Below are 16,739 nucleotides of genomic sequence, written 5' to 3' on the forward strand. Positions count from 1 at the left end.
GGAGTAACCGCGGTCGTCCTCAACGTCACCGCCACCAACCCCACCGACGCCAGCTACGTCTCCGTCTACCCGAACGGCACGACCCGCACCAGCGCGTCCAACCTCAACGTCACGGCCGGACAGACGATCCCGAACCTCGTCATCGTCCCCGTCGTCAACGGAAAGGTCAGCTTCTACAACAACGCGGGATCCGTCGACCTCATCGCCGACATCGCCGGCTACTACACGAGTTAACGCAGCAGAGTGGCACGGCGCGGCGGCCTGCCTCGCCCGGTTCGCGGCTGAGTCCGGCTGAGTCCGGCTGAGTTCGGCTGACAGGGTCAGTGGGGGCGGCGGGGGGTCAGGGTGTTCAGGAGGGCCGCGCCGCGGGCCGCGTCGTCCACGGATATCGCGAAGTCCTTGCCCCCGGACCGGACCACCAGGCAGGTCCCGCTCCGCAGCATCACCGTCGTGCCCTTCGCGCCGACCCGGTAGCCCCAGCCGCCGGCCTGCGCCGGGGTGCGCTGCTCCGCGCGGGCCCATTCGATGTCCTCGGCGGCCCAGCGGCGTACAGGCAGGCCGAGCGGGCCGAAGGCCACCTCCAGGCCCTGCGCGGTGATCCGGGCCCGGACCGACGAGCAGGTCAGTGCCGCGGCCGAAGCCAGGGAGAACGGGAGCACCAGCGCCCAGGGGACCTCGATCAGGCCGCCCGCCGCGGCGAGGACGGCGGCCAGCGCCACGACCCCCAGGCCTGCCGCCGTCAGCTGGAGCCACGGGTTCGACGTACGGGAGAGCCATACGCGCCGCTCACCGGCCGGGATGTCCATGACGGAACCCTCGTGCGCCGACTCCCCCACCGGCGCCGGGAAGCGGCGGCTCGCCAGCCAGCCGGCCAGGCCCGCCAGCACCGCCACCACGCCGGTCACCGCGACGCCGGCGTTCACCGAGTCCGCGTCCTGCCAGTCCGCGTGGTCCAGGTTCGCCCGCACGATCGACACCTGGGCTCCGGCCAGGAACACCCCGCCGCACAGCAGCCCCGCCGCCGCCCCGCGCCGCAGGTACGCCGAGCCCACTGCGAGCCCGGCCCAGATCAGCGCCGGGAACAGCACCGCCGCCCACAGCGGCATGGAGCCGTCGGGCCGTCCGGAGCCGCCGTCGAAGTGGGTCGCCAGGCGGTCCGGCAGCCGCCCGCTCGCCGCAAGTGGCAGCGCCACGAGTAAGACGAGGACCCCCGCCGCCCAGACGGCCGCCCCCCACACCGGTCCACTGCTCCGCCCCGTACGGCCGTTCACGGCGCCTCCTTGATCATTTCAATGAGATCGGCCCTGCTGTACCCCCCGCGCGCGGCATCCGCCACCAGCTCGCGCACGCGCTCCACCAGCGTCGACCGCTGCTCCGCCCCGACGGCCACCGATACCCCTCGGCCCCGCCGGAATTCGAGCAGCCCCTCGTCGCGCAGGGCGCGCAGGCCCCGCAGGACGGTGTTGGTGTTGACGCCCAGCACCTGCGCGAGCTCGCGCGCCGAGGGCAGCCGGTCCCCCGGACCGCACTCCCCCTCGGCGATGGCACGCCGGACGGCGGCGGCCACCTGCTCGTGCAGGGGCTGACTGTCTGCGATGTTCAGCCTCAGCAACATGGTGCCAATGACACTAGCACCATCCGCTCATCCGCTCATCTGCTCCGCCGGGCCCGCGCTCACCGTCTCGGACCAGCCGATCGGCGGTTGCGTCACGTCGACCAGGCTGCCCCTCTCGCCACCAGCCCATCCCGGCATCCCCGTTAGGCTGCTGGGCGCACTCGCACGACACGGGGGAATTGCATATGAGCGACGACAAACTGCCCGAACCGTCCCAACTTCCGCTGTCCCCGGACGAGCTGAAGCGGCACAACTCCGCTTGGGCCGCCGGCGTCATCAAGGCCCCGCCCGCCGACAGCTACACGGATCCGCTGACACCGGTCCCGCTGCGTCCGGCCCCGCCCCTGACCAGCCCGCCCTACCTCGCCCCGCCGCTCCAGGGCCCGTCCCTCCAGGGCCCCCCGCTCGCGGCCGCGCCCGACTTCCGGCTCCGGCCGTACCCGCCCGTCACACCACCCCCGGGCCCGCCCCAGGACCGCCTCCAGATCGAACCCGGCGTCCTCACCAGGGCGGCGGAACGCGCGGACGAGATCCACACGGCGTTCACCAAGCCGGCGGCCTCCCTTGAGGACCCGTCGAAGGCTGCGGCGACGGCGATGGACGGCTGGGAGTCGGCCAAGGCCATCAGCACGGCAGGAACGCAGTGGGAGAAGCAGGCCGGCACCGTAGCGGGCTGGCTGGCCCACATAGCCGAGAGCCTGCGCGCCGGAGCCCGGGACTACCGCAAGACGGACACCGCCATCGACGAATCGTTCATGTGCATCGCGCCGCGCCGCTCGAATCTGGAGGGGCTGTAGTGCCTTCGTTCTACCAGGAGATCCTCGACACCGACCTCGGGCCGCTGCAGAAGCTCGCCGACCAGTGGCGCGCCACGCACACGGACCTGACCGGCCTCCCCAAGCGGGTCCACGACGAGATGCTCACTCCGCTGCGGGACAAGGGCTACTGGGAGGGCGCGGCTGCCCCCTACGCCTGGCGGATGATCGACGACATCGAGCGCCAGATCGATGCGGCCGCCAAGGTCGCGGAGGCGGCGGTCGGTGTGCTCGACGACGCGCTCGGCGATTTCAAGGCAGTGCAGAAGGACCTGAAGGACGCCGTCAAGCGCGCGCAGGACAAGGGGCTGCACATAGAGTCCAGCGGCGCCGTGTCGCCCGACGTGATCAACGGGGAATGCAAGGTGATCGAGAAGGGCTCTGCGGACGCGAAGGTCATCGAGGGCGCCCAGCAGGAGATCGTCGAGATCGTGAAACGGGGCATCGTCGCCGACCGGAATCTTGCGTTCTCGCTGATGTCGGACATCGGGCTCGGCGACTGGTTCAACACCGACCCGCAGCACAAGAACATCGACACGACCAACTCGATCAGCCAGGCCGACTACAACGCCCTCGACCTGGCCATGCAGGGCAAGGACCCGCATCCGGGCGCCCAGGGCGACGACCCGTACTCCCTCGGCTGGGCCTGGGTCACGGGCGACGGCCCGCGCAACCGCGAGTACCACGACGGCGACCGGATGACCGAGCTGATCAAATCCAGCGTGAGCATGGAACAGCTCAGGGCGGACACCCTCGCCCAATGGCGCAAGGACGGGAGCGAGGAGGGCACCGTCAGTTACTCGATCTCCAAGGGCGGAAAGATCGCCGCCCTGGAGAAGCTCGTCTTCACGGATCTGCCGGCGATCGCCACCGGCGACGAGAAGCACCTGGGCGAGGCCTTCGCCGGCTCGTACTCCCTCGACTACACGGTCAAGGGCCAGGACCCCGACGGCTCCCTCGTCGTCGAGTACACGCTCAAGAACAAGACCAGCAACGAATCCTTCCTCCACTACCTCGGCTACTACGACTGGCTGAAGGAGACGAACCGCGACAGCGGCGTCTTCTCCACCGTCGGCCAGGAGATGACGTGGGACGAACGCATCCCGGCAGCAGGGAAGTAGCACCATGTCCCACCACACCCGGCGCGCCCTCGGCGCCGCCACCACCCTCGCGGTTCTCGCCGCCACCCTCACGGCCTGCGGCTCCGACGCCTTCCAGCGCTGCGTTCCGGTCGCCGGGAAGGGCGCCACGCCCCTGGAGGTCATCGGCAGTTACGAGGGCTCCGGCAAGGCCGGGGGAGTCCGTCTCACCCTGTCCTCCGGCGGCGCCATGACAGCGGAGAAGTGGCTCAACGGCAGCTACTTCGGCGCGGATTCCGGCGACACGTTCAACGCCTCCGGCACCTGGGAGATCCAGCAGGCAACCGCTTCCAACGACCGCGCGCTGCTGCGCCTGCACTTCGACAAGCCGGTCGGTTTCCTCAAGGGCGACACCCTCGACAGGCTCTCCATCGGTGTGGACGCCACCCGTACGTTCCTCTACGACGACTTCGACCCGGACGTCTGCCCGGACTTCCGGCTCCGGCTCCAGAAGCCCTGACCACCCGCCGGGCGGGTTCCGTCACGCCCCGTCCCGGTGCTCCGGGACGGGGCGCGTGGCATCCGCCCTGGTCAGCTCCACCCATGGAGACGTCCGACCCCGCGCAGGAGCCGCTTCCGCCCAAGGCTCCGATGTCACCCGAATGACGACGTGAGTCTCCTCCCGGGACGGAATGTCCCGTGATCAACTCTGACGCGAACCACGGGGAAAATCAGACGGCCGGAATGGCCGCATTACCCACGATCTGATAGGAGAATCCCGGCATGCGTAATTCCCGCTTGGTCCGTCGGAGTCTTGTGGCCGCCCTGAGTGCGGTGCTGTTCTCCGCTCCGCTGGCTTCAGCTGCTGCTGCCTCTCCCCAGGGCAACAGCAAGAACTCCGAGCAGGTGCTGTCATTGATCGCGAAGACCACTCTTCTCACACCGAACGGCCCCGGCGATGCCCAGGGCAGCGGGTTCACGCTCTCCAACGACCTCTACCGCGACGGCCAGGTGGTCGGCTCCGGCGGCGGGGACTGCACCATCATCGACTTCGAAGCAGGCTCGGGCACTCTGCAGTGCCTGCTCACCTTCGCCCTCGCCAACGGCGACATCACGGTCCAGGGCCATGCTCCCTACGCCGTGCCCCCGCAGGACTTCGACGTCGCGATCACCGGAGGTACGGGAAGCTACCAGTCGAGCCGCGGCTATGTGCACGGGCACACCGTGGACGCCACGACCACCGAGCTCACGTTCCACATCCTTCCCTGAATGCCGAGGACGAGACGGCAAGGATCTTCAGGGCAGACGCCGAACGGGTGAGGCCGCGCTCCGACCCCAGGTCGAGCCGCCGCCGGACTCCCGGAAAGCGCTTCGCCGCCCGCTGATCGCGGGCGGCGAAGCGAACGGCGGGTCTGCTGCGCGGACTGGCCAGGCCGTCCAGAGGCATCCGGATGGCTGTCGCGCGGATCGGCACGGACGATGATGCTTGAGCCTCGGCTCCGGAGCACCGCGCATGGACTGCAGTCTCAGGAGGTGATCACGTGAGGACCCCACCCAGGTCCGGATCCGGCTCGCACCTGCGGGCGCGACGGGTTCCGAAGAAGACCCGATGGTCATGGACGACCCCGGCATTGATCCTCCTGCTCCTCCTCCTGACGGCGGCCTATCTGGGCCGGTTCGGTATCGAGGACCTCAGCGAGGCCCTGACCTTCATGGGCCGCATCGCCGGCGCCGGCCTCGTCGTGGCCTCGGTCACCGCGGTGTTGGGAGGGGCCGGGGTCATGGACCACTGGTTCTGGAAGAGCTTCCCCTACTCCGGACTGGTCGCGCTGGCCGGCACGGTCATGGCACTTTTGACCAATTCCATGCTCCTGCTTGAGGTGCTGACCGGCGACTCTTCGTACTACAAGGCGCTGTCGGGCCTGCTCACGGCGGGTTCTGCATGGGCCGTCTTCGCGGTGTGGCGGACATCGGTCGAGATCCCCGCTCCGAAGAGGGTGGCCACGGCGTTCATCGCTTCCTCCGTATTCGCGATCGCCAATTTTGGCTACCAAAACCTCTATCAGCCATACCAGCACGGGGCCAGGCCTGTCATCAAGCTGGTCATGAGGGATCCCGAATTGAGCACGGACCGGAAATCATTCGCCCTGCCGGTCGACATCACACTCGAAAACCACAGCGATGTGGGTTTCTACATCATGGGAGCCGAGTTCCACGCCATGGGGCAAAGAGTGCCGGTGAGCACGTATGACCGGCTCCGGCAGCAATGGCGTGACGATGTCGAGCAGTGGACAAAATCCCAGGAGAAAAGCCCGCTCTCCCGCAGGGAAGTCCACCAGCCCGGCGAGTTGGTGGCGGCGCAGCCATGGATGACCCCGGGACACTGGATCGAGGCAAGCGACTCGTTCGCCATTCGAACGGTTGTGCAGCTGCCCATCGACACACCGTACGACCAAGTGGCCTTTTACGCCACCGCGAGCTTCGCACGCAAAGACCGACTCGGCTTGGATTCCGTCAAATTCACCAAGTACTCCTGGAGCGGCGGCGAAGTTCCCAAGTGGATGAAGAGGAACCAGAAGGATTTCGACTCCCTCATCTACCGCGGCAGGGTGCACGAAAACAATTCGATCAACGAACGCACGATGGAACCCCGTTTCGTCGACGTCTATTGGAACTTCGGCACGAAGGGCGCAAGCGTGTCCGCATCCATCACCCGAAAGGGTGAGGAAGATCGTGTCCCGTCCGACGCGAAAAGCCGCGAGGTGAGGGACCGGTACGGCCTCGTCGATGTCGTGACGGGCCCGATCCAGCAATCGCTGTGGGACATCAAGAGCCGTCGGTGACCGCCGTTGCCGCACCGAGCGCGCGGGACCGCGGGTCCAGTCGCTCCAGCCACGCCACGAGGGCAAGGGAGCTGTTCATGCGGTCCCAGGATTCCGCGTCCCCGACGCCGAGCCGTGCCTCCCTCACTGCCCGGCACAGCACCTCGATGTCGAACATCTCCGCGACCAGCGGATGCCTCGCGGAGCGGCAGAGGTCGATCAGTTCGTCGCCGTGTGCCCGCAGGCCACGGGCGTAGAGCTGGTCGAAGGGGACCTTGACCGCTCGGCCGACGATCCGGGAGGGGAGCAGATCTGCCATGGCCTCGCGCAGAACCGCCTTGGGGCGGCCCGGATGGAACGTGGCCTCAGCAGGCAGGCGGCGCATCGTGGCGATGACCTCGCGGTCGAGAAAGGGGTGCGAGAGGAAGAATCCGTCCTGCCCTGCCCGGTGCCAGGACAGCGGGTCGGGAGCGGCGAGGTAATTGGCCGCTTCGAAGAACGACTCTTCCGGCCTGCGCCCGAACACGAAGCGGCTCTCCGCGATGCTCGCCTCACGGTAGCCGTGGGCCCGCGCGAATCCGGATCGCAGCCAACGGGGGCGGGCGAAGCTGCCGAGGCTGCCCAGCACGGTCCCGCGGCGGTCGAGCGCAGTGATCCGTTCGGCTGCCAGTGGGAGGGCCGGGCGCACGACGTAGTCGTAGACGACGTCGCGCACGCCACGCTCGGTGCCCGCGGCCCAGGCACGTGCCTGCTTCGTCATCTGCCGGAACTGCCCTGTGCGGGCCAGTCTGTGCAGGTGGAGAGGGTTGGCGTCCGCGATCGCATCGGCCCCGCAACCGGTCATGAGGATGTCGCAGCCGAGTTCCGCCGCATTGCCATGGAGCCTGCTCCAGAACGGGGCGCGAAAGGCGTGCGCATGGGGCTCGTCCGCGTCTCCCGCGTGGTGTTCGAAGTCGTCGAAATCGGCCACGTCGCCGACATCGGCAATCACCGGGCGGGCTGCCGGTACATGACTGCAGATCTCCTTCATCGCCTCTTCGAGGTACGGCTGCTCCCCGGCCAGCTCTCCTCTGTCGAAGCGCCCGGCGAGCAGGACCAGGTCCCCGGGGTGGCCCCGCCCCTGGGACAGCAGGCGCGCTGTAAGCAATGCAATGCTGGTGGAGTCGATGCCGCCGGAGACGTGGCATGCCGTCATCCGGCCCACTCTGCGCCCGACGGCATGCTCCAGTGCGAGGCGCAGGTTCTTCGCGGCCCCGCTGAGACGGAGCCCGTCCGCCGTCGATTCCCCCGGGGCGTCGGCCCCACCGACGCGTCTGCGCACCCGATCGCGCATCTGCCCCGTGATCGAAAGCTCCACGACCTCGCCACCGAGGATCCGGTGCACACCGGAGAACGGGGTGAGTTCCGAGTGCGGTTGCGCCATGTTCCCGGTCAGGTACCGGCAGAAGTAGCTGCGTTCCAGCGCTTCGAAGTCGCCCAGACAGCGCGCCGACGTACTCACCGCACTCACGCGCCCGCCGGACTCCCTGAAGAACAGGGGAATGCGCGCATGGTCGTCGCGCATCAGCACAATGCGGTCGCGGCACACCAGGACAGCCGCGTAGTCGCCGATCGGCAGACGTGCTGTGGCTCCCGTTCGGCCGACGTCGTCCAGGAGCCCGCGCGCGCCCGCCTCGCGGTCACGGACCGAGCCGACCCAGCCGACGACCACTGCAGTGCCGGCCCGTGAGGAGACCGTCGTCACGAGTCCCTGCCGCGCCATGGCCTCGGCCGCCCGGAGCCTCGGTGCACCCTTTGCCCAGTCAAGGCGGAGTGCTTGCACGTCACTGCCCTGCGCAACTGATCGAGAGGACCGGCGCGAACGCGTGGCCCCGCGGATCGGCATCAGGGATGCACACGCCCGCCGAAGAGCTCCAGGCATGCAAGGCGAACGGGTGCTCGCGCACACCGACGTGGAGCACGGCGTTCAAGCCGCATCGCCGCAGAAGGACGAAGGCCGTCACGGCCTCGGCCTTGCAGTCGTCGTTCACGAACCAGCTCCTGTGGCTGTGTGATCGCACGGCCCGTTTCAGCCGCGCCACCTCGTCCGCCGAAGGAGGGTCTGCACGTGTGTACACCGGGGCCGCCACGGACAGGAGCCGAAGGACGCGCCCGAATCCCATGGTCCGGATCGACAGGTGCACTCCGCGCAGCCAGAGCCCGACCTCGACGTCCGAGTACGCCTTCCGGTGATCCGTCGCGCACCCAGCGCGGATGAGATCGGTGACGAGTTCGGCACGTTCCTCGGAGCTTCCCTCGACGAATTTCTGAACGTCCGTCGTCGTCATGCCGAGAAAACGGGTCCGCCGCCTCCAGTCGGCGATCAGGGCACCGCTGGACGTCCTGGTGACACGGCAATGCGGTGACAGGACCCGCGTAATGGCCACCAGGGTGTCGGTCTCTTCCGCCACCTCACACACTCCAAACTCGGCCTGCCGCACGGACTCTGCGGCAGGCCGAGTTCGACACGAGGCGCTGTATCAGGACTGATATCCGTGGCCGTCGTAAAGCTCCCCGCTGAAGCCTCGAATCGAACGGCCGTTGCCGAGAAGAACAAACCGATGCGGCATACGGCGCCGCAGCCGTCGGACGAACATCGCCTACCTCCAGAATCGGGCAGCGTCGATCAAGTCCAGGCTACTCTGCGTCGAATGCCCCGCAACCGGACTACACACACCGCAAAAGCAGCTCCCGCGGCGGTCTGACCAGCAAGATTCGCCTTGCCGCAGTCGGGTTGATCACGACATCACCCGGTCCAAGGCAGGGCGGGGGACGACCGTGAAGGGGGGCGCACCGGTGTAAGCGGGGAGGCAGCGGCCGCGGCGAGGAAGCGGGCTCGGAACACCGGGCACCATCTTTCGATGTCGGCAAGCGGGGACGCCTGCCAGCTGACCACGCCCCGGGGCCGCAGCCGTGGCGACATCCCGCCGGAGCGGCCGGACGGCGCAGCACGACAACCCCGGAGACGCCATCGCGACGAACGTCCGGCACTGGGATCCCACGACGTGCTCCGCCCCGGCATCGGCAGGAACCGTGGCGAGCACGTCGACCGCGGTTACGCCGAACGGGTGAGGCCGCGCTCCGGCTCCAGGCCGAGCCGCCGCCGGACGCCCGGAAAGCCCTTCGCCGCCTGCGGATCGCGGGCGGCGAAGGGGACGGCGGGCCTGCTGCGCTGACTAGCCGAGCTTGGTCGCGTAGCCCGAGTAGAAGGTCTTGCCCGAGGTGTAGTCGGTGACCACGGCGCGGCACGAACCGCGGACGCCGACCGCGAAGACGTAGCTGCGGGTCTGGTACGAGTCGATCCAGAAGGACCCCGGGTCGCCGTAGGTGTACCCGTTCGTGCACTCCAGGCTGAAGTCGACGTGGTGGGCGCCGCCGGCCTCCGGCTGCTTGTACCACTGGACGTCATAGCCGTTGGAGACGGTCCGGGCGCATGCCGTGCCCTCGGTCCAGTGGCGGCACTGCCACGAGCCGGCCGCGTTGGCCGAGGACGCGAAGGCGACCGTGCCCCCGACGATGGTGAGGGCGGCGGCCGCGGCCGCGCCCATGCGCTTCGCAATGTTCATTCAGATCTCTCCCCGTGAGCAGAACCCGATCTCGCGTTGCGATTCGAACGTATCAGCGAGCGCCGACATTCACCCGACCGCCACGCCGAACGCGACGGCCTCAACTCCCGTTCGCTGCACCGCCGCTGCGGAGGCGGGGTCCGACGACCGTGCCGAGTCCCGCCCGAGCGGCAGGGCGGCGCAGCACGTCAACCCGAGAGGGCCCCGGCTCAGGCGGCCTCGCGCGCCTCCGGCGGGCAGTCGCGGCAGCGTCCGGGATACGGGGACCTGAAGGCGCGTTCGCAGCCGTCGCAGGTCTGGAACGGGTCCGGCCGCCGTCTGACCGCGACGGCCGCCGCCGGGGCCGGTGGCAGGTGCGGGGGGATCAGCGCGGTGAGCCGGTACTTGAGTACGGAGGCTGCGCTGCGCAGGGGCTCGGGGAGGTTCCCGGACAGGGTCTGCCCGATGGCCTCGGGATCGGCCCCTCGCTCCAGCCAGGCCGACACGTGGGGCGCGAGCCGCACCACGTCGCGCTCGGCCAGCAGCAGCCGTGGGTCGTACCGCCGCAGCCCGGCGAGCAGATCGGCGGCCCCGGGGTGCAACTGCTGCGGCGCGGGGTCGGGCTCCGGCCCGGCGGCCTCCTGCGGCTCCGGCGCAGGCACCGGCCCGGGGTCGGGCGCAGGCACCGGGTCGCACTCCGGGTCCGGCTCCGGGTCCGGTACGGGCTCCCGGTCCGGCTCCGGCTCCGGTACGGGCTCCCGGTCCGGCGGAGGCGGCGGCCCGCCCGAGGTGGTCACCGGCTTGTTGTACGAGTACGTCCGGGTCACCACCTGCCCGGTCTCCAGCCGCTCGCGGCGCCGCTCCAGGTACCCGTGCCGCTCCAGCTCCCGCAGGGCGGTGCCGATCCGGATCTCCCCCTCCGGGAACCGCTCGGTGAGCGCCCTGACTCCGACCGGGGCCCCGTCGGGCAGCGACTGGATGTACGCCGCGACCCCGATCGCCGTCGCCGACAGCTCGGGGTGCTGGAGGAGGTGGTTGCCGACCACGGTGAAGTGACTCGTGTGCCACGTGTTGACGTGGATGACACCGGATCGGGGGGTCCCGGGCCGAACTCGGGACGATGCGCGCGAGGGCGCGCTAGGGTGCTGAAGAGCCATGGGGAAGCGAGCCACTTCCTAAGATGGTCAGGCCCTCGACCGGGATTGCAGTCCCGCCGGGGGCCGTCTCATGTCTGCGGTTGTCGGGGCGAGCATATGCCCGCCAACCGGCCCCGAATCCAGCCCAGTTGGCATAGTTCACCCGACCGGGCGACGGGGTCCGGTGGGGTTGGGTCGGTTGGTTTTACCCCCGGTTCTTTGGTCTTTTTACGTCCGGGCGCGCCGGATCTCGGCGGCCCGCGACGCGGCGGCGAACGACACCTCGGCCCACACCACCTTGCACGGCGCCGGCCCTTCCCTTACGCCCCAGCGATCCGCCAGCTCTTCGACCAGCACGAGCCCCCGCCCCGCGTCGCGGATCTGCGGGACCCGGTCACCCCGGGCGTCCGTCACCTCGATGAGCAGCGTGCCGGGGGTGACGGTGAGGGCCAGCCGGAAGTCCCGCCCGGCGACCCGCCCGTGGGTCACGGCATTGGTGGCGAGCTCCGCGATGATCTGCGCGGGCGCCTCCAAGGGGAGTCCCCAGGCCCGGAGTTGCTCGATGGCGAGCATGCGGCCGAGTCGGGCCCCGCGCGGGGTGGCGGAGAGCTGAACGTGAAAGTCGACGAGTTGAGGAATCACGTCACTCAGCGTGGCCGTCCGTGCGTACTGTGAGAAGGGAAGCCGCCCGTACGTCCCGCGTTTGTCCGGAGCTTGTCCAGCGCTGTCCTGGCCGTCCGGGCCGACCCGACGGGTACGGGGCGCTGAGGACATCGGCTCGTCGGAGGTGGGCGCGCATGAGCGTGGACAGCAGTGATGGTACGGAAGAGCCCGGCTGGGACGTCGACCCGGAGGACGAACAGGGAGTGGCGGTGGTGGCCGCGCTGGGCCGCCAGCTCAAGGCCTGGCGCGAGGCGGCCGGGATGCGGCCGGCGGACTTCGGGACGGCCATCCAGTACGGGGAGGACCAGGTCCGCAAGGTCGAGGCGGGCAAGCGGATCCCCCGCCCCGAGTACCTGGACAGGGCGGACGAGGTGCTGAACGCGGGCGGCAGGATCAAGGCGATGAAGGCGGACTTGGAGCAGGTCCGGTACCCGAAGAAGGTCCGGGCCCTGGCCAAGCTGGAGGGGAAGGCGGTCGAGCTCGCCGCCTACGGCAACCACAACATTCATGGCCTGTTGCAGACCGAGGGGTACGCACGGGCGCTATTCGAGATGGCTCAGCCCCCACAGTCACCGGAAGAGGTGGAGCGGGGGGTAGCTGCACGGCTGGCCCGGCAATCGATCTTCGAGCGGTCGCCGGGGGCAGCGCTCAGTTTCGTCCAAGAAGAGGTGACCCTGCGGCGCACCATCGGAGGCACAATGGTTCGACGCACACAACTCGAACGGCTTTTGGAGTTGGGTCAGTTGCGGAACGTCACGATCCAGGTGATGCCGACCAACTGTGACGATCACGCCGGGATGGAGGGCCTGATCCAAGTGCTGAAGTTCGCAGACGGTTCGGCGGTAGGGCGCGGCGAGGGCATCTTCAACGGTCGCCCGGTCTCCGATCCGAAGCAGCTCCGGATCCTTGAGCTGCAATATGGCATGATCCGGGCCCAGGCTCTCTCGCCGCGGGAGTCACGAGCCTTCGTCGAAAAACTGCTGGGAGAGACGTGATCCACAACTCTGAGCTGGAGTGGTTCAAGAGCAGCTACAGCGACAGCAGCAACATCAACGACTGCGTCGAGGTGGCGGCCACCCCCACCGCGGTCCTGGTCCGGGACTCGAAGGACATCCAGCGGGCCCACCTGACCGTCGGGCCGCACGCGTGGGCCGGGTTCGTGGCCCACGCATCCGGAGTCTGACGACGACGCTCAGGCGCGGGTGCAGACGTGCACCGACTCGCTGTTGTGGCCGTTGTTGTGGACGATCCGCAGGACGTTGTCCTTGTAGGTCACCTTCAGCTGCTGGCCGTCGACCATGCCGTGCGACTCCGGCGGCTTCCAGGGCAGGGTGAGCGAGGCGGTGTCCTCGACGGTCGCCGGTACCGTGAGGGCCTCGCCGCCGCTCAGCCTCCTCAGCTCCTTGCCCCCCTCGAAGACGTCGCAGCTCAGGTGGCCGCCGCGCAGGAGCCAGGATCCGGTCCACGTGACCGGGGCGTGGCCGCCGACGGCGTCCCAGGCGATGGTGAAGCCGCCGTTGCCCCCGGGCGGGGCCATCACGGTGGCCGTGCCGTGCACCGTCTTGCCGCCTGGCGTGGTCGACTCCAGCTTCCAGGTGCCCCCGATGAAGGCGTCGAAGGCCCGGGCGATCGGACCCGACGAGGCCGGAGCCGGAGCCGCGGACGATGCCGCCGCGCCTCCCCCGGCGGCCGGAGCGGCCGGGTCGGCCAGGGCCGACGGCGTGCCGGGCAGGGGGTCCTTGCCCTTGCCTCCGCACGCCGCGACCAGCGAGGCTCCGACCCCGATGGCCAGGTAGCGCAGTGCGTTGCGCCGCCCGATCATCTGCGCCGCCGCACGTATCTCCCGTACCGTCACCAGGCCTCCATACGAAGTCAGTTGAACAACAGCGACCGAGTGTAGGGGGAGTGCTCCGTCAGCTGGGCAGCTCGAAGGTGCAGGTGATGTAGATGTGCGGCTCCAGGTCGTGGTCCTGCTGCGCGATCTTCAGCATGGCCGCACCCGTGGCCCTGCCGACGATGCCGTCGATCGCCAGCTGGTAGTTGTACGGGTACTGGCGGGCACGGGCCTGGAACTTCTTGATCGCCGACTGCGTCTCCTGTCCATATCGGCCGTCCTCTTGGATCGCGCCCGCGTACCCGCCGTAGCGGTTGGCGAAGACCTGGGCGCACTTCACGCCCGGCCCGAAGGTGGTGTAGCCGTAGCCGATGTAAGACGGAACCGCCCGCACCTTCCTCGACAACCTCCTCGACGGGGGGCGAGTACGTGGAGCCGGAAGTGAGCCTGAGCCACCGCAAGGACGTCCAGTTCCTGGAGGAGTGCAACCCGGCGCCGGTGGAGCGCAACGCCGCCGAGTTCAGGCGGCTGCGCGATCTCCTCGTCCAGGCCGAGGAGCCCGATCGCCGTCCAGCTGCGGCGCGGTGCCGAGGTGCTCGGCTACGACCCGGAGCACCTCACCGAGCAGCAGCGGAGCGTGGTGAAGTCCGCGCTCCGGGACCCGAAGACGAACGCCTTCATCGCCGCCGGGTTCCTGGCGCAGATCAAGGAGGAGACCGGCTGCGCGAACATCCCGGCGGACCGGCTGACCGACGCCCGGATGCAGGAGATCGCCGCACGCTACAACGGCGGCCCGTACTGGCAGTCGGACAAGGCCCAGAACTACGGGGATGATTTCCAGAAGAACCTCGGCAACGTGAAGAAGGCCATGCAATGACGTCTGGGCGCGAGAGCATCGACCTGCCCGAGGACCGGGGCTGCCTCCAGTGGGTCCTGGGCATCCCGCTCGGGCTCATCCACCTGCTGAACGCCATCGCCGTCTTCGGGGCCCTGTACGCCGGACCCCAGGGCGAATGGGACCACTCGGGCTACGAGGGCGTCGGCGCGATGTGCCTCATCTCGATGTCCCTGAGCATGCTGGGCCTGCTCATCACCCTCATCCCGAGCGTGCGCCGCACCATGGGCCTGTGGTGGCTGGCCCCGCCACTGCTCCTCGGCCTGACGGCGTTCATCCGCGGCGAGACCCTGGGCTGAACGAACGGCCTCCTCAGCCGGCCACCGTGGCCGTGCCGCTCGTACTGATGTCGAATGCCCTTGAGTAGTGCAGGTCGGCCTTCCCGAGATCCGCATCACTGGCGGGGTCGAGAGCGACTCGGGCTGCGGACTGCACCCGGTGCCCCTTGACTTCGTTCCCGAGCGAGCACTTCTCGAACTGGCTGTACCAGGTCTTACCGGGGTCGATCACGACCTGCTGCCACGGCCCCGCCTGCAACGGGCACCCCTTGGCCGTCGCGGTTACGACGGGCTGCACCAACACCGTGACGACCAGCTGGGTGGCGCCCCCGTTCCGCACCATGACACCGAACTGGGCCCCTCCCGACCCGCTCACCGCCTGGGTGCAGGGCTGGAACTCGATGTCGGGGACGCCGGGGGCGGTGAACCACCGGGTCGCGCAGGCCACATCCTTGGACGGATACGCGGAGCTGGCCGTGGCCGACCGGCGGGTCGGTGCTGCCGAGGGCTTCGGCGTCTCCGGGGCGGCAGCGGCGGGGGCGGTCGGCCCGGCGATCACCGCGGACGCAGACGCGGACGCAGACGGCTGGGCGGACGGGGATGCCGCGGAGCCGCTGGGCGAGGACGGGGCACCGGCCGGCGGCGCCGAACGGGCACTGTCGACGTTCTCGGTCCTCAGCGGGCCGTACTGCAGGGCCAGGATCGTCGTCGGCACGGCGATCACCGTGACGGCCGCGCCGACGGCAAGAGCGAGCCTTCGGCCCGATAACACCCGTGCGCGCTGCCCGGACGGGGCCGGCTCGGCCGGCACGCCGGCGGACTCACCGGAAGCCGGCGGGTACACGTTGAGGTTGTAGACGTTGCCGCCCTGGGCGATGTTCTGCACCCCGCCGTCGTGGGCGGTGTTGTTCTGGCTACCGGGCTCGTCGGGTGTGCTCACCGCCGGGGCCGGCCGACGTCGCCGACGATGATGTCGCCGCCCTGGGTGATGTTCTGGATCCCGCCCCCGTACGCCGTGTTGTTCTGCACCCAGGTCTGCTGGGCCGCCGGCAGCTCGCCCTGGACGCGGTCGATGAGCTCGCCGAGCTCCGCCGCGAGCTCGGGCTGCTCCTCCAGGAGGTCTTTCAGCCGGCCGCACCACTCCGCACGGAGGTCGCGCCGGACGGACTCCAGCTCCTGGGGGCCGGCAGCCCGGCTCACCTCCGCGGCGAGGCGGTCGAGCCTGCCGGCCGTGGCCTGTTCGGTCTGCGGGTTCCCGCGTCCCAGGAGCCGGGTGAAGCCGGACCGGGTCGTCTGCCATGCATCCGTCGCGGCCGCGCCCACCAGAGCCGCACCGCCCGACGCGGCCAGCATCTCCAGAGTTTCCGACAGCACCCTGTTCCTCCAGCTCAGCGGCCCGTGCGGGTGAATTGCCCGCGAGGATACACAAGTTAATACATCGTCAGTGACGGTGGGAGCGTTTGCGGAGTGCCGGACCGGGTAGCGGACGCCCCTTGCGGCGACCGCGCTGCAGCTCCCGGCGTGGGCACGGTTCGCGGCTCACGCGTGCGGGAGCTGTCGAGTGTCCCGTTCAGTGCTGGGAGAGCTGGAAGCAGGCCACGTCGTACTGGGAGACGGAGTGGCTGTTCCTGGAGTTCTGCGGCTGCTCGCCGGCGTAGTGGGTGCCGGCGACGCCGTCCTCGTTGAAGGCGGACCCAGGTGCTTCGGAGGCATGGCCCGGCCTGACGTCCTCGCACTCCGCCGACGGCTGGCCGGTTCCGCCGGGGTTCGCTTCGGCGAAGGACGGACCGGCAAAGACTCCCAGGCCGAGGAGTGCACCACTGATGCCGATGCCCACCCTGCGAGCGATGGACCTCATCGTACGATCCCCTTTCCGGGCGGTACCGAAGGCGCCGAACGCCATGACCATCGGTGTGCCCTGCACATCCGATACGTCCCGGGGCGGCGGACGGATTGCGGTTCTCGTTCCGATCGGGCCGACACGCACCGCAGCCCCCCCCGCCCGGACGGGGGCGGGG

22 protein-coding genes are annotated in these 16,739 nt (G+C 69.5%); 10 read left to right on the forward strand and 12 right to left on the reverse strand.

The features are described from left to right. Window positions 1-234: hypothetical protein (locus ABTY04_RS30090; protein ID WP_352216569.1), on the forward strand; the 234-nt coding region annotated here is incomplete at its 5' end. An 86-nt stretch (window positions 235-320) separates the two neighbouring features. On the opposite strand, the gene ABTY04_RS30095 is transcribed toward ABTY04_RS30090, so the two are convergent. Both ABTY04_RS30095 and ABTY04_RS30100 read right to left on the reverse strand, forming a co-directional pair. Beyond that, entirely contained in the window at window positions 321-1,271 is a 951-nt protein-coding gene (locus ABTY04_RS30095; protein ID WP_352216570.1) for a DUF1648 domain-containing protein, read from the reverse strand. Further along, window positions 1,268-1,615: a GntR family transcriptional regulator gene (locus ABTY04_RS30100; protein WP_352216571.1), complete on the reverse strand. Its 348-nt coding sequence runs from the start codon at window positions 1,613-1,615 to the stop codon at window positions 1,268-1,270. Before ABTY04_RS30100 ends, ABTY04_RS30095 begins: the two co-directional genes overlap by 4 nt. A 185-nt stretch (window positions 1,616-1,800) precedes the next feature. Here ABTY04_RS30100 and ABTY04_RS30105 point away from each other — a divergent pair, with 185 nt between their 5' ends. From ABTY04_RS30105 to ABTY04_RS30125, 5 genes are all read left to right on the forward strand, one after another. After that, window positions 1,801-2,412, forward strand: a complete 612-nt coding sequence (locus ABTY04_RS30105; RefSeq protein ID WP_352216572.1) for a WXG100 family type VII secretion target — start codon at window positions 1,801-1,803, stop codon at window positions 2,410-2,412. After that, window positions 2,412-3,551, forward strand: coding sequence for a hypothetical protein (locus tag ABTY04_RS30110; RefSeq protein ID WP_352216573.1), 1,140 nt, complete (start codon window positions 2,412-2,414; stop codon window positions 3,549-3,551). Before ABTY04_RS30105 ends, ABTY04_RS30110 begins: the two co-directional genes overlap by 1 nt. 4 nt (window positions 3,552-3,555) lie before the next feature. Then, on the forward strand, window positions 3,556-4,029 hold the full coding sequence (locus ABTY04_RS30115) for a hypothetical protein (RefSeq protein ID WP_352216574.1): 474 nt from the start codon (window positions 3,556-3,558) through the stop codon (window positions 4,027-4,029). Between the two features lie 263 nt (window positions 4,030-4,292). Further along, window positions 4,293-4,778: a hypothetical protein gene (locus ABTY04_RS30120; RefSeq protein ID WP_352216575.1), complete on the forward strand. Its 486-nt coding sequence runs from the start codon at window positions 4,293-4,295 to the stop codon at window positions 4,776-4,778. Between the two features lie 362 nt (window positions 4,779-5,140). After that, complete coding sequence (locus tag ABTY04_RS30125) at window positions 5,141-6,352, forward strand: hypothetical protein (protein ID WP_352216576.1); 1,212 nt, start codon at window positions 5,141-5,143, stop codon at window positions 6,350-6,352. Here the strand turns inward: ABTY04_RS30125 and ABTY04_RS30130 are convergent. The 5 genes from ABTY04_RS30130 to ABTY04_RS30150 form a co-directional block, all read right to left on the reverse strand. Then, window positions 6,336-8,093, reverse strand: coding sequence for an asparagine synthase-related protein (locus tag ABTY04_RS30130; RefSeq protein ID WP_352216577.1), 1,758 nt, complete (start codon window positions 8,091-8,093; stop codon window positions 6,336-6,338). The two genes, ABTY04_RS30125 and ABTY04_RS30130, sit on opposite strands and share 17 nt — an antisense overlap. A gap of 61 nt (window positions 8,094-8,154) precedes the next feature. Continuing rightward, the gene (locus ABTY04_RS30135; protein ID WP_352216578.1) at window positions 8,155-8,781 is read right to left on the reverse strand and encodes a lasso peptide biosynthesis B2 protein; all 627 of its coding nucleotides are present in this window, start codon (window positions 8,779-8,781) and stop codon (window positions 8,155-8,157) included. 765 nt (window positions 8,782-9,546) lie between these two features. Continuing rightward, the gene (locus tag ABTY04_RS30140) at window positions 9,547-9,936 is read right to left on the reverse strand and encodes a hypothetical protein (protein ID WP_352216579.1); all 390 of its coding nucleotides are present in this window, start codon (window positions 9,934-9,936) and stop codon (window positions 9,547-9,549) included. A gap of 209 nt (window positions 9,937-10,145) precedes the next feature. Continuing rightward, window positions 10,146-10,961 carry a helix-turn-helix domain-containing protein gene (locus ABTY04_RS30145; protein ID WP_352216580.1) on the reverse strand — a complete coding sequence of 272 codons (816 nt, stop codon included), beginning with the start codon at window positions 10,959-10,961 and terminating at the stop codon, window positions 10,146-10,148. A gap of 318 nt (window positions 10,962-11,279) precedes the next feature. Further along, a complete protein-coding gene (locus tag ABTY04_RS30150) occupies window positions 11,280-11,693 on the reverse strand; it encodes an ATP-binding protein (RefSeq protein WP_502996746.1) in 414 nt (137 codons plus the stop codon). A gap of 155 nt (window positions 11,694-11,848) precedes the next feature. Between ABTY04_RS30150 and ABTY04_RS30155 the strand changes: the two genes are divergently transcribed. Beyond that, window positions 11,849-12,709, forward strand: a complete 861-nt coding sequence (locus ABTY04_RS30155) for a helix-turn-helix domain-containing protein (protein WP_352216581.1) — start codon at window positions 11,849-11,851, stop codon at window positions 12,707-12,709. Next, on the forward strand, window positions 12,709-12,897 hold the full coding sequence (locus ABTY04_RS30160) for a DUF397 domain-containing protein (protein WP_352216651.1): 189 nt from the start codon (window positions 12,709-12,711) through the stop codon (window positions 12,895-12,897). The genes ABTY04_RS30155 and ABTY04_RS30160 overlap by 1 nt, the downstream gene beginning before the upstream one ends. A gap of 9 nt (window positions 12,898-12,906) precedes the next feature. On the opposite strand, the gene ABTY04_RS30165 is transcribed toward ABTY04_RS30160, so the two are convergent. Both ABTY04_RS30165 and ABTY04_RS30170 read right to left on the reverse strand, forming a co-directional pair. Next, complete coding sequence (locus tag ABTY04_RS30165) at window positions 12,907-13,569, reverse strand: hypothetical protein (RefSeq protein ID WP_352216582.1); 663 nt, start codon at window positions 13,567-13,569, stop codon at window positions 12,907-12,909. Between the two features lie 58 nt (window positions 13,570-13,627). Beyond that, a complete protein-coding gene (locus ABTY04_RS30170; protein WP_352216583.1) occupies window positions 13,628-13,954 on the reverse strand; it encodes a peptidoglycan-binding domain-containing protein in 327 nt (108 codons plus the stop codon). A 186-nt stretch (window positions 13,955-14,140) separates the two neighbouring features. Between ABTY04_RS30170 and ABTY04_RS30175 the strand changes: the two genes are divergently transcribed. Further along, window positions 14,141-14,425 (forward strand): hypothetical protein, encoded by a 285-nt coding sequence (locus ABTY04_RS30175; protein ID WP_352216584.1) that lies wholly within the window; start codon window positions 14,141-14,143, stop codon window positions 14,423-14,425. Further along, the gene (locus ABTY04_RS30180; protein WP_352216585.1) at window positions 14,422-14,742 is read left to right on the forward strand and encodes a hypothetical protein; all 321 of its coding nucleotides are present in this window, start codon (window positions 14,422-14,424) and stop codon (window positions 14,740-14,742) included. The genes ABTY04_RS30175 and ABTY04_RS30180 overlap by 4 nt, the downstream gene beginning before the upstream one ends. A gap of 13 nt (window positions 14,743-14,755) precedes the next feature. Here ABTY04_RS30180 and ABTY04_RS30185 read toward each other — a convergent pair whose 3' ends face one another. From ABTY04_RS30185 to ABTY04_RS30195, 3 genes are all read right to left on the reverse strand, one after another. Continuing rightward, window positions 14,756-15,661 carry a hypothetical protein gene (locus tag ABTY04_RS30185; RefSeq protein WP_352216586.1) on the reverse strand — a complete coding sequence of 302 codons (906 nt, stop codon included), beginning with the start codon at window positions 15,659-15,661 and terminating at the stop codon, window positions 14,756-14,758. Further along, window positions 15,658-16,095, reverse strand: coding sequence for a hypothetical protein (locus ABTY04_RS30190; RefSeq protein WP_352216587.1), 438 nt, complete (start codon window positions 16,093-16,095; stop codon window positions 15,658-15,660). The genes ABTY04_RS30185 and ABTY04_RS30190 overlap by 4 nt, the downstream gene beginning before the upstream one ends. A 196-nt stretch (window positions 16,096-16,291) precedes the next feature. Then, window positions 16,292-16,579, reverse strand: coding sequence for a hypothetical protein (locus tag ABTY04_RS30195; RefSeq protein WP_352216588.1), 288 nt, complete (start codon window positions 16,577-16,579; stop codon window positions 16,292-16,294). Window positions 16,580-16,739: the final 160 nt, after the last annotated feature.

The sequence above is a fragment of the Streptomyces sp. NPDC097981 genome (assembly GCF_040302565.1).
Taxonomy (GTDB): Bacteria; Actinomycetota; Actinomycetes; order Streptomycetales; family Streptomycetaceae; genus Streptomyces.